This is a genomic window from Paramesorhizobium leguminum (assembly GCF_003217235.1).
GTDB classification, from domain to species: Bacteria; Pseudomonadota; Alphaproteobacteria; order Rhizobiales; family Rhizobiaceae; genus Paramesorhizobium; species Paramesorhizobium leguminum.
Genome location: NZ_QJTF01000003.1, coordinates 1 through 11,863, shown reverse-complemented (window position 1 = coordinate 11,863; position 11,863 = coordinate 1). Strand labels below are relative to the sequence as shown.

Here is an 11,863-nt window from a genome sequence, read left to right as displayed (position 1 = left end):
CGCCGGAATTCCATTCTGCCACCATAGTCTAAGGTTACCCTGCCATGTCCCTGAGTGCGCTTTCCGAAACGGAACTGGAAAAACAGGCTCAGAATTGGCAAGGTCGGTAAAAACAGGAGTCGTCATTGTGCCCGCTACCCTCGAAACATCCGCCGGGAAGACCAAAGCGCCGAAACCCTGGGTCGAGCTCGCGTCGCTGCTCGTCGATGTCGCGATGGGGCGAAAGCATGCCGATCTTGTCGTGCGCAACGGGCGGCTGGTGAGCGTCTATTCCGGCGAAATCATCGCAGGCATCGATATCGCTATCGTGGCTGGCCGCTTCGCCTATGTCGGCCATGACGCGGCGCATTGCATCGGCTCCTCGACCAAGGTGGTCGATGCCGAGGGTCGCTACCTCGTGCCGGGGCTTTGCGACGCGCATATGCATGTGGAAAGCGGCATGGTGACGGTGACGGAGTTCACCCGCGCCGTCATTCCACACGGCACCACGTCGATGTTCATCGATCCGCACGAGATCGCCAATGTGCTGGGGCTGGAGGGCGTACGGCTGATGCATGACGAGGCGTTGGCGATGCCGATCAACGTCAAGGTGCAGATGCCGAGCTGCGTTCCTTCCGCGCCGGGGCTGGAGAATGCCGGGGCTTCCATCGGGGCGGCGGAAGTCGCCGAGGCGATGACATGGCCCAACATCATCGGGCTTGGCGAGGTGATGAATTTCCCCGGTGTCGCCGGCAATGACGCCACCATGCGCGGCGTGATCGATGCCACCGCGATGGCCGGCAAGACCGTGGGCGGGCATTATGCCTCGCCGACGCTTGATCGCGCCTTTCACGGCTATGTCGCCGGCGGTCCGGAGGACGATCATGAGGGTACGCGTGTCGAGGATGCGATTGCCCGCGTTCGCCAGGGCATGCGGGCCATGCTGCGGCTTGGCTCCGCCTGGTACGATGTGGCGAGCCAGATCAAGGCAGTGACGGAGCAGGGGCTCGACCCGCGCAATTTCATCCTTTGCACCGACGACAGCCATTCCGGCACGCTGGTCAATGAGGGGCATATGGACCGGGTGGTGCGTCACGCGATAGCGCAGGGGCTGAAGCCGGTGACGGCGATCCAGATGGCGACGCTCAACACCGCGCAGCATTTCCGCATGGAGCGCGAGATCGGCTCGATTACGCCGGGACGGCTGGCTGATTTTCTCATCGTCTCCGACCTGCCGGCGCTGGTTATCGACCGGGTCTATGGGCGCGGCGCGCTTCTGGCCGAGAAGGGCAAACTGCTGGCCGACATCCCGGCTTACGATTATCCGGCAAGCGCCAAGAACACGGTGAGGCTTGGCCGCAGGCTTTCAGCGAAAGACTTTGATATCGCAGCGCCGAAGCCCGGAAAACTTGTCACAGCGCGCGTTATCGGGGTTATCGAGAACCAGGCACCGACGCGGGCGCTGGAGGCGGAGTTGTCCGTGAGCGACGGCATCGTGAAAATGGACCGGCGCAACGATATCTGCCAGATCGCGCTGGTCGAACGCCACAAAGGGACGGGCGGCGTCACCAACGGGTTTGTATCCGGTTTCGGCTATACGCTCGATTGCGCGCTCGCCTCGACGGTGGCGCATGACAGCCACCATATGATCGTCGTCGGCACCAACAAGGATGACATGGCCAAGGCCGCCAACCGGCTTGGAGAGGTGGGCGGCGGGGTTGTGCTGTTCTCGAAGGGCCGCGAACTGGCGATGGTCGAGATGCCGATCGCCGGTCTCATGTCGGATGAACGGGCCGAGCGGGTGGCCGCCAAGGCCGACAAGCTTGTCAACGCGATGCGGGCGATGGGCTGCACGCTCAACAATGCCTATATGCAGCATTCGTTGCTGGCGCTGGTGGTGATCCCCGAATTGCGCATATCGGATATCGGGATTATCGATGTCCGCACCTTCGAGAAAGTAGACCTTTTCCTATGACCAGTTTTGCCAGGAGCGTCGAACGCGCCACGGAGCGGATGCGCGCGCTTTTTCCCGAGACGCCGTTGCAGATCAACGATTACCTCTCGCGCAAATATGGCGCGGAGATATGGCTCAAGCGCGAGGATCTTTCGCCCGTGCGCTCCTACAAGATCCGCGGCGCGTTCAATTTCATTTCCGCCGCCATCAAGATCTGCGCGCCCGATACGGTTTTCGTCTGCGCCTCGGCGGGCAATCATGCGCAGGGCTTCGCCTTTGTCATCAGGCATTTCGGGCGACGCGGCGTGGTGTTCATGCCGGTGACGACGCCTCAACAGAAAATCGACAAGACGCGGGCGTTCGGCGGGGAGTTCATCGAGATAAAGCTGATCGGCGATATTTTCGATGAGTGTTATGCCGCGGCGGGGGCCTATGCGGAGGAGAAGGGCGGGATGATGGTTCCGCCTTTCGATCATGCGGAGATCATCACAGGACAAGCAACGGTGGCGCATGAGATCGCCATGGGGCTTCCCGACGGCCAAAAGCCGGACTTGATGATCCTGCCGGTCGGCGGCGGCGGCCTTTCGGCTGGTGTGACCCGTTATCTGAGCGAACTCGGTTGGAAAACACGCTTCCGCTTTGTCGAGCCGAAGGGCGCGCCGAGCCTCAAGCGCAGCCTTGAAGCGGGAAAGCGGGTGAAGCTTGACAAGGTCGACAATTTCGTCGATGGCGCCGCCGTTGCCGAGATTGGCAAGGAAAACTTCAAGCTTCTCAAAGGTTTCGATGCGGAGTCTGTGGTTTTGATTCCGGAAAATCGGCTGTGCGGCACCATCACAGAAATGCTCAATATCGAGGGCGTTGTGTTGGAACCTGCGGGCGCGCTGGCGATCGACGCGCTCAAGGACTTCAAGAAGAGCGAGTTGAAGGGAAAGCGCATCGTCCTGGTAGTCTCAGGCGGCAATTTTGATTTCGAGCGGCTGCCTGATGTGAAGGAGAGGGCGCTTCGCTATGAGGGCCTGAAGAAGTATTTCATCTTCCGCTTTCCTCAAAGGCCGGGCGCGCTGCGCTCGTTCCTCGATCTGCTTGGCCCGGAAGACGACATCGCGCGGTTTGAATACTTGAAGAAATCGGCGCGCAATTTCGGCTCGGTGCTGATCGGCATCGAAACCAGGGACGCCAGAAATTTCGCCGTCCTGAATAAGCGTTTTGAGGAGGCGGGCTGGTCGTATCAGGATATCACCGACCATGAAGTGCTGGCGGATTTCATTATTTGAGAGGGACTTGACCAGCTTTGATAGCTTGATGCGTATGGCGCTACACGCTACAATTCTAGTAATGATTATAAGCTTTCGCCACAAAGGGCTTGAGACCCTGTTCAACAAAGGCTCATCACGCGGTGTTCAAGCCGCCCATGTGCCAAAATTACAGCGTATTCTCGCTTTTCTTGATGTTGCGAAGGCACCGGCTGACATGGATTACCCCGGATATAAGCTGCAAGCCCTAAAGGGCGACATGAAAGGGCATTGGTCTGTTTGGGTGAATGCCAACTGGCGCGTAACGTTCCGATTTGTCGGGGCCGATGTCGAATTGGTCGACTACACAGATTATCATTGAAGGAGAATGGTCATGATGAAGAACCATCCGCATCCCGGTGAAATGCTGCGCGAGGATGTTTTGATACCGCTCGGACTTGAAGTAACTGAAGCGGCGCAGCGTCTCGGTATCGCCCGCACGACGCTTTCTCGTGTTATCAATGGGAAATCAGGGATTAGCTCTGATCTTGCGATCCGGCTGGAGCGCGCAGGAGCAGGGACGGCAAGGGCATGGATGGCGTTGCAGACGAACTATGAGCTCTCCATGGCGCTTGAGCGTAAGCTGCCAGATGTGAAGCCGCTTAAATCAGTGGCATGAAGGGCCACGGGAGCGCGCGCATTTCGCACCGCACAATAAAATCAGTTGCAATTTCAGGCGAATGCCTCCATATGACGGGCAGGCGCTTGGGCCGGATCATTCCGGCTTTCCCATATTGATGCGCATGATCCTATCCGAGAAGCCTTCAACTTTTCGGGACCATGCGCGGCACGGACTACGTTGCGTCTAACTTGTCCTCGCGGAATAAGCCGTGGGCTGACAAGAATACGGCAGCGCAAGTCGCGTGGGAACATCATGTTCCAGCGCTTCGTCGTTTACAGAAATTGAATTGCCGGCAGGTTGCGCCTGCCGTGTGACGTTTCGCGGACCGGAAACACCGGCGTCCGCTTGAGAGAGATTGAATTGGAAAATATTGAAACGAGCGGCTTTGCCGCATTGGGCATTACCGGCGTGCTTCTGAAAGCCACGGAAAATGCCGGCATGACCGAGCCGAAGCCGATCCAGCAGCAGTCGATCCCCGCACAGATCGAGGGCCGGGACATTCTCGGCATCGCGCAGACCGGATCCGGCAAGACGGCGGCGTTCAGCCTGCCGATCCTGTCCAAGATCATCGGCCTTGGCGACAAGCGCAAGGGCAAGACTGCGCGAGCATTGATCTTGGCCCCGACGCGCGAGCTCGCGGTGCAGATCGAAGAGACGATCCGCACCCTGTCGAAAGGCTCGCATGTCTCCACCGCGCTCATTCTGGGCGGCGTATCGCGTCTGTCGCAGATCAAGAAGATGCAGCCGGGCGTCGATGTTCTCATCGCCACGCCTGGCCGGCTGACGGATCTGGTGCGTGAAAACTGCGTTGATCTCTCGGACACCCGCTGGCTGGTGCTCGATGAGGCCGACCGGATGCTCGACATGGGCTTCATCAATGATGTGAAGCGCATCGCCAAGGCGACGCGCAAGGACCGTCAGACGGCGTTGTTCTCGGCCACCATGCCGCAGGAAATAGCTTCGCTCGCGACAAGCCTGCTGCGTGACCCCGTGCGTGTCGAAGTGGCGCCGCAGGGCACGGCCGCTGCCGAAATCACGCAAGTTGTGCATCCTGTCGTGACGAAGGAAAAGAAACGCGTCCTGTCGGGAATGCTGACGGACCCGTCGATGGCCTCGGTCATCGTCTTTACCCGCACCAAGCATGGCGCCGATGCCGTGACCCGCAATCTGGAGCGCGACGGTTTCGTTGTCGCCGCGATCCATGGCAACAAGTCGCAGAACGCGCGCCAGCGCGCGCTCAACGGCTTCAAGGACGGTTCAGTGCGCATTCTGGTGGCGACGGATATCGCTGCACGTGGCATCGACGTTGTCGGCATCAGCCATGTCGTCAATTACGACCTGCCGGATGAGCCGGAAAGCTATGTGCACCGTATCGGCCGTACCGGGCGCAATGGCGCGAGCGGAGCGGCGATAACGCTTTACGATCCGGGCGCCGAGAACGCCAAGCTCAAGGCAGTGGAGCGGGTGATCCGCATGAAGCTGCCGATGAAGGATGCACCGGCCGCGATGGGCCCTGTGCCGGTCGGGCCGAGCACGGAACGCGCCGAAAGCTCGTCCGATCGCTCCGATCACCGCAACAGGTCGAAATCCGGCCAGAGGCCGGGCCAGAAAGCGGGTCAGAAGTTTGGGCAGCGGTCTGGCGGCGAACGCCGCGAGGGCCGCAGCGAGGCTATCTGGACCAATGACGGCGCCGGGCGCGACAACCAGAGCGCCCCGCAGAACAAGAAGCCATTCCGCCGCAAGAGCCGTGGCGGCGGCAGCAGAGCTGCCTGAGGTTTTTCTAAAGCTATGACTATCGAGCCCCGCTGCGCGAAATCGCGGCGGGGCTTTTCTTTTGCCTGGCGTATTCCCGGAAAACATTTGCTTGAACGGTATCAAGCCAGCCAATAGTTTCGCATCGAAAGTGAAAAAGGATGTTCGGAATGCTGGGTTCGGTGATCGACGCGATTGGTAATACGCCGCTGATAAAGTTGAAAAAGGCGTCCGAAATCACCGGCTGCGACATCTACGGCAAGGCGGAGTTTCTCAATCCTGGCCAATCGGTCAAGGACCGCGCCGCGCTCTATATTATTCGCGATGCGGAGCGCAACGGGCTGTTGAAGCCCGGCGGTGTCATTGTCGAGGGGACGGCGGGCAATACCGGCATCGGGCTCACCATGGTCGCCAAGGCGCTTGGATACCGCACGGTTATTGTCATTCCCGAGACCCAATCCCAGGAAAAGAAGGAAGCGCTGCGTCTGCTTGGCGCGGAGCTGATCGAAGTGCCGGCGGTTCCCTACAAGAACCCGAACAATTATGTGCGCCTGTCCGGCCGTCTTGCTGAGGAACTGGCGAAGAGCGAGCCCGCGGGCGCGATATGGGCCAACCAGTTCGACAATCAGGTGAACCGGCAGGCGCATATCGAGACAACGGCGGAAGAAATATGGCGCGATACGGATGGCAAGGTGGACGGGTTCATTTGCGCCGTCGGCTCGGGCGGCACACTGGCGGGCATCGGCATGGGGCTGAAGGCCAGGAGCGACAAGATCAGGATCGGCCTTGCCGATCCTTACGGCGCCGCGCTTTATTCATGGTACACGGATGGCGAATTGAAATCCGAGGGAAGCTCGATCACCGAGGGAATAGGGCAGGGGCGCATCACGGCAAATCTGGAAGGCTTTACGCCGGATTTCGCCTACCGGATACCGGACAGCGAAGCCTTGGACATCGTTTTCGATCTGGTAACGGAGGAGGGGCTTTGCCTTGGCGGTTCGTCCGGCATCAATATTGCCGGCGCAATCCGGCTGGCGCGGGATCTGGGACCCGGGCATACAATCGTCACCGTGCTGTGCGACTATGGCAACCGCTACCAGTCGAAGATGTTCAATCCGGAATTCCTGCGCGCCAGGGATTTGCCGGTTCCGGGCTGGCTGGAAACCAAGGTTGACATTTCCGTCCCTTACGAGGCTCAATGATGGCTTACGAGACGAAAGCGCTTTTCCGCGACGATGCCTATTTAGCGACGGCGGAGGGCGTGGTGCTCGCCATCAACGAGCATGGCGGTATTGTTCTCGATGCCACGAATTTCTACGCCACATCGGGCGGCCAGCCGGGCGATATCGGCTATTTCGAGCGCTCCGACGGCTCGCGCATAGAGATCGCGGCGACGGTGACGGGTGAGACGAAGAATGAGATCATCCATATTCCAGCGGAAGGACAGGCCGTCCCTGAAATCGGCGAGAAGCTGACGTTGCATGTGGATTGGCCGCGCCGCTTTCGCCTGATGCGGATGCACACGGCCTGTCATCTGTTGTCGGTGGTTTGCCCGTTTCCGATCACCGGCGCGGCAGTGGGCGAGGAGGAAAGCCGGATCGATTTCGACCTGCCCGACCCGTCCTATACCCGCGAGAACGTGACGGAACGGCTGATGGAGATGGTGCGGGCGAATGCACCTGTCTCGACCCGCTGGATCACGGATGAAGAATTGTCAGCCAATCCGGGGCTGATAAAGTCGAAGAATGTTCGTCCGCCCATCGGCAATGGCCAGATCCGGCTGGTGGTCATCGGGGAGGACGGCACGATCGATTCGCAGCCTTGCGGTGGAACGCATGTGGCCGGGACGCAGGAGGTCGGCGAAATCCATATCGGCAAGATCGAGAAGAAGGGCAAGGAGAACCGGCGGTTCCGCATCCGTTTCGGCTCTCTGCCGTTGGTTTAGCCGCATGATCTTACCTGGAAGTCTGCAACTTTTCGGGATCATGCTCATACTTTAGCCGCATGGTCTTACCTGGAACTCTGCAACTTTTCGGGACCATGCTCAAGGAGAGTAAATTGACCAAGAAAAGCCCCTTCGTCGTTTCCGCCGACTGGCTGGAAAAGCATCTGGACGAGCCCGGCCTGTCCATCCTTGACGCCTCCTGGTATCTGCCGGCGCAAAATCGCGACCCGCGCGGCGAGTTTGATGCCGCGCATATTCCGGGCGCGATATTTTACGATCAGGACAAAATTGCCGATCGCTCTTCCGGCCTCCCGCATACCATCCCGTCGGAGGCGGATTTTGAGCGCGAGATGAGCGCCATGGGATTGACCGTGGAGGATACGATTATCGTCTACGATGGTCCGGGAATGTATACCGCGCCGCGCGTCTGGTGGCTGTTGCGCACCATGGGGGCGAAAAATGTGCTTGTGCTCGATGGAGGGTTCGACCGCTGGAAGCGGGAAGGGCGGCCCGTTACGGCGAAAGTAACGAAGATCGCACCTTCGGCGTTCATTGCCCACAGCGATATGAGCCGCGTGGCGAGTTTCGAGAAAATGCGGGAAATCGTGGAGACCGGCTCGGTGCAGATCGCCGATGCTCGCGCTCCGGGCCGGTTCAGCGGCGATGAGCCGGAGCCGCGCGCGGGAATGCGTTCCGGCCATATGCCGGGTGCGAGAAACGTGCCAGTCGCCAGCCTCGTGAAAGATGGCGAATTGAAAAATCTCGAGGAATTGGAGGAAATATTCGACAAGGCGGGCATTGATCTCACCAAGCCCGTGGTGACGAGCTGCGGTTCTGGCGTGACGGCTGCGGTGATTACGCTGGCGCTGGAATCGCTCGGCCACAAGGACAATCTGCTCTATGATGGATCGTGGAGCGAGTGGGGTAGCCGCGCCGATACGCCCGTTGAAACGGGTGAGGCGAAATAGAATGGCGGACGAGCCAAAAACGCTGACCGCACGGATCACCCATCTGGAGATGACCGAACGCAGCGCGGTTTCCATGCCGACGCCGATCGGCGCCAAACTGGCAATCATGCGCGCGAGCAACATGCCGGTGCATTATTACCGTTATCTCTATGAGCAGGTCGGGAAGCCGCACCACTGGATGCTGCGGCGCAAGCAGAGCGACCGGCAGGTTGCCGCCGTAATCAATGCCAGAGCCACTGAAATTCATGTGCTCCACGCCGATGGCTGTCCGGCCGGCTTTGCCGAGATGGATCTCGCGCGTCTGCCGGAAGAGGTGGAAATCGTCTATTTCGGGCTGGTGCCGGATTTCCAAGGGCGGGGGCTCGGAAGCTTCTTTCTTGCCGAGATGATCGCGCAGGCTTGGTGGCACGGGCCGAAGAAAGTGACGATCCATACCAATTCGCTCGATAATCCGCGCGCGCTTCAGCTCTATCAGAAAATGGGCTTCAAGCCCGTCGGCTGGTCGGAGGAAGAGGTGGAGGCGTGGGATTAGAGCATAAATCCGGCGTCATTCTCGGGGCTTGTCCCGAGAATCTACTGCCGCTGATCTGTTAGAACCGCAATTGCTTTTTCTTTTGCTTATGGCAGGTTCTCGGGACAAGATCGAGAATGACGGCGAGGAGAGGCTGTCTCAAGCTGATTCTGATCACTAACTCCCGAGCGCATCCCTCTCATTCCCCTCCGTCTGCCGAGGATGAAGGTGGTAGGCGGTGGGTTCATCGCCATCATCATAGACGACGCAATTGCGGCCGCGCTGCTTGGCGCGGTAGAGGCATTTGTCGGCCCGGCTCAACACCTGCGAGTTCGATTCATGCTTGAATGCTACGGCGCATCCGATGCTGATCGTCAGGGGGTGAACCTGATTCGCCGCGGTATAGAGCGGTGTGTTTTCCACTTCTGCGCGCACCCGCTCGGCCAGGCGCAATGCGGTTTCGCGCGATGCGCCGGGCAGGAAAATGCAGAATTCCTCCCCCCCGATTCTACCGACGATATCGCCCTTCCGGGTCACGTTTTGCAACGCGAACGCGATGATCTTCAAGGCGCGGTCGCCGATCGCATGACCGTAAGTATCGTTGATGCTTTTGAATCTGTCGGCGTCGATAGCAAGAGCCGCCCCTGTTTCGACCCGCGAGCGGCTGATCTTCATGGCCTCGAAAAAGGAACCGCGATTGAGCAGCCCCGTCATGTCGTCGATCCGTGATTTGGCCTGCAATTGCTGGTGTGCCAGCTTCAACTCGCGCAGCGTCACCTTCAGCCGGTGATTCTGCACAAAGCTGAAAAGTGCAATCGGAAAGACGGTCAGGGCGGGAAGGACAGCCGTCATGATGAGCGGGAAAAGCGTGATTTCGCTTCCCATCCACCATAGCCCGGCGGAGCAGACCAGTTCACAGAAAACTATGACAGCTAAAGTCGTCAAAAACGCCTTCAGCAAAGCGGATTTCATGCTCGTCCGTCCCCCAGAAGCTCACTCGCGGTTCATATATGGGAGCGTGGGTGAACCCTCCATGAACGGGGAATAAACAGTTTGTTCAAGATACATTCCAACCATCCTGGCCACCATATTGCAGCATAGTTCCCAAGGGTTTGAAAGGGAACCAAACCGCCGGGCCGGCGTTCCACCCTCAGCTCTCTGGCAGGGCGTGTTCACAGGCCACGGAAGGAACCGATCATGGGCTTTTTCTCGAAAGATATCCATTCGATGGACGACCTCTTCGTGCATACCATGCGCGATATCTACTACGCCGAAAAACAGATCACCAAGGCGCTTCCCCAAATGATGGAGAAGACCACCAGTCCTGATTTGAAACTGAGTTTCGAACAACATTTGGGCCAAACGAGGAATCATGTGCAACGCCTGGAAGAAGCATTCGCGCTCTATGGCGTGGAGGCGAGGGGTGTCAATTGCCCCGCGATCGACGGCATTATCGCGGAAACCGATGAGATTACCGGCGAGGTCGACGATGCGAACGTGATGGACGCCGCGCTGATCGCTGCCGCGCAGGCTGTCGAGCACTATGAAATTACACGCTACGGAACGCTGATCGCCTGGGCGAACGAACTGGGGCGCGCGGATTGCGCCGCGCTTTTCGAAGCAAACCTGGCGGAAGAAAAGGCGACCGACAAGAAGCTCACCGCGCTGGCGGAAAGCAAAGTCAACCGTCAGGCCGCTTGAGAAGTCCAGGAATGGAGGCGAGCCCCCCCTCGATGGGCTGTTGCCTCCTTCCCATTGGCAACCCTTGGCTTGATATATAAGCTCCCGGAGGGATAGACCCTCCAGGAGGCATTTTTGATGTTGAAGAATATCGACCCGGCGCTGAATGCGGATGTGCTTCATGCGCTGCGTTCCATGGGGCATGGGGATACGCTCGTCGTCACGGATACGAACTTTCCATCCGACGCTATCGCGCGACAGACACGCCTCGGCAAGCTTCTTTCCATCGATAATGTTTCCGCCGCCCGCGCCATCAGAGCCATCTTGTCGGTTCTGCCGCTGGACACGCCGTTGCAGCCCGCCGCCGGACGCATGGAAGTGATGGGCGCGCCGGAAGAGGTTCCTCTCGTGCAGCGGGAAGTGCAGGCGGAAATTGACCGCGTCGAGGGCGAGGGGACCCCAATGTACGGCATCGAGCGCTTCGCCTTCTATGAGGCAGCGAAGAAAGCCTATTGCGTGATCACCACCGGCGAGACGCGATTCTACGGCTGCTTCCTGTTCACCAAGGGCGTGATTCCGCCGCAAGCGGGGTGAAATGTTGCCCCGCGTCAGCAAAAAGCCGCAGACTTTTTGGATAAGCCCATTTTGGATAAGCCATGCGGGACCGGCTTGAACTAGACAAACACAAGGAGATGGTAATGGCAGAGGTTGCAGGACACGGGTTGCTTTGTCCAATCGACAGGGTCGATCTGATTATGAGTGAGCGCCAGGGCATCGAGATCGACTATTGTCCCAAATGCCGGGGCATCTGGCTGGATCGCGGCGAACTCGACAAGATCCTTGAGCGCAGCGTTGGCGAAGAAGCCCGTCCGGCCCAGCCGCAAGCATACGCCCCGCAGCCCGCGCCGCAAGCACAACCTTATCCGCCGCGCGGCCATTACGATGAAGGATATGGCGGCCACAAAGGCCACCGCCGGCGCAAATCATGGCTTGAGGAACTGTTCGACTGACGGGCCTATGAAGGTCGAATATGAGCGGTCGACGAAAAAGCAAAAAGCCCGGAACTGAACTGACCCCGTAAAGTTGGACAGTTTAAAGGCTGGGACGATTTAAGGGCTGGGTCCTGTATTGTACAGGGCTCAGCCCTTTGAGTTTCATTT

Annotated in this window: 13 protein-coding genes; 12 read left to right on the top strand and 1 reads right to left on the bottom strand. The window is 59.0% G+C overall.

Annotated features, from left to right (window positions below; translation table 11 throughout):
- The first annotated feature begins 214 nt into the window (after nt 1–214).
- From ade to C7477_RS03020, 9 genes are all read left to right on the top strand, one after another.
- Entirely contained in the window at nt 215–1,954 is a 1,740-nt protein-coding gene (ade, locus tag C7477_RS03060; RefSeq protein ID WP_110749348.1) for an adenine deaminase, read from the top strand.
- Nucleotides 1,951–3,207, top strand: coding sequence for a threonine ammonia-lyase IlvA (gene ilvA / locus C7477_RS03055; RefSeq protein ID WP_110748882.1), 1,257 nt, complete (start codon nt 1,951–1,953; stop codon nt 3,205–3,207). The genes ade and ilvA overlap by 4 nt, the downstream gene beginning before the upstream one ends.
- 61 nt (nt 3,208–3,268) lie before the next feature.
- A complete protein-coding gene (locus C7477_RS03050; RefSeq protein WP_110749346.1) occupies nt 3,269–3,547 on the top strand; it encodes a type II toxin-antitoxin system RelE/ParE family toxin in 279 nt (92 codons plus the stop codon).
- 12 nt (nt 3,548–3,559) lie between these two features.
- Complete coding sequence (locus C7477_RS03045) at nt 3,560–3,844, top strand: HigA family addiction module antitoxin (protein ID WP_110749344.1); 285 nt, start codon at nt 3,560–3,562, stop codon at nt 3,842–3,844.
- 300 nt (nt 3,845–4,144) lie between these two features.
- Nucleotides 4,145–5,620, top strand: coding sequence for a DEAD/DEAH box helicase (locus tag C7477_RS03040; RefSeq protein ID WP_245411700.1), 1,476 nt, complete (start codon nt 4,145–4,147; stop codon nt 5,618–5,620).
- Between the two features lie 149 nt (nt 5,621–5,769).
- Nucleotides 5,770–6,801, top strand: coding sequence for a cysteine synthase A (locus tag C7477_RS03035; RefSeq protein WP_110749338.1), 1,032 nt, complete (start codon nt 5,770–5,772; stop codon nt 6,799–6,801).
- On the top strand, nt 6,801–7,544 hold the full coding sequence (locus C7477_RS03030) for an alanyl-tRNA editing protein (protein ID WP_110749340.1): 744 nt from the start codon (nt 6,801–6,803) through the stop codon (nt 7,542–7,544). Before C7477_RS03035 ends, C7477_RS03030 begins: the two co-directional genes overlap by 1 nt.
- Before the next feature lie 113 nt (nt 7,545–7,657).
- Nucleotides 7,658–8,512 (top strand): 3-mercaptopyruvate sulfurtransferase, encoded by an 855-nt coding sequence (gene sseA, locus C7477_RS03025; RefSeq protein WP_181418323.1) that lies wholly within the window; start codon nt 7,658–7,660, stop codon nt 8,510–8,512.
- A gap of 1 nt (nt 8,513) precedes the next feature.
- Nucleotides 8,514–9,044 carry a GNAT family N-acetyltransferase gene (locus C7477_RS03020; RefSeq protein WP_110748878.1) on the top strand — a complete coding sequence of 177 codons (531 nt, stop codon included), beginning with the start codon at nt 8,514–8,516 and terminating at the stop codon, nt 9,042–9,044.
- 156 nt (nt 9,045–9,200) lie between these two features.
- Here C7477_RS03020 and C7477_RS03015 read toward each other — a convergent pair whose 3' ends face one another.
- A complete protein-coding gene (locus C7477_RS03015; protein ID WP_110748876.1) occupies nt 9,201–9,995 on the bottom strand; it encodes a GGDEF domain-containing protein in 795 nt (264 codons plus the stop codon).
- Between the two features lie 225 nt (nt 9,996–10,220).
- On the opposite strand from C7477_RS03015, the gene C7477_RS03010 reads away from it, so the two are divergent.
- The 3 genes from C7477_RS03010 (at nt 10,221) to C7477_RS03000 (ending at nt 11,713) form a co-directional block, all read left to right on the top strand.
- Nucleotides 10,221–10,724: a YciE/YciF ferroxidase family protein gene (locus tag C7477_RS03010; RefSeq protein WP_110748874.1), complete on the top strand. Its 504-nt coding sequence runs from the start codon at nt 10,221–10,223 to the stop codon at nt 10,722–10,724.
- 117 nt (nt 10,725–10,841) lie between these two features.
- Nucleotides 10,842–11,297 carry an RbsD/FucU family protein gene (locus C7477_RS03005; protein ID WP_110748872.1) on the top strand — a complete coding sequence of 152 codons (456 nt, stop codon included), beginning with the start codon at nt 10,842–10,844 and terminating at the stop codon, nt 11,295–11,297.
- Between the two features lie 104 nt (nt 11,298–11,401).
- Complete coding sequence (locus tag C7477_RS03000) at nt 11,402–11,713, top strand: TFIIB-type zinc ribbon-containing protein (RefSeq protein ID WP_110748870.1); 312 nt, start codon at nt 11,402–11,404, stop codon at nt 11,711–11,713.
- The last annotated feature ends 150 nt before the right edge of the window (nt 11,714–11,863 follow it).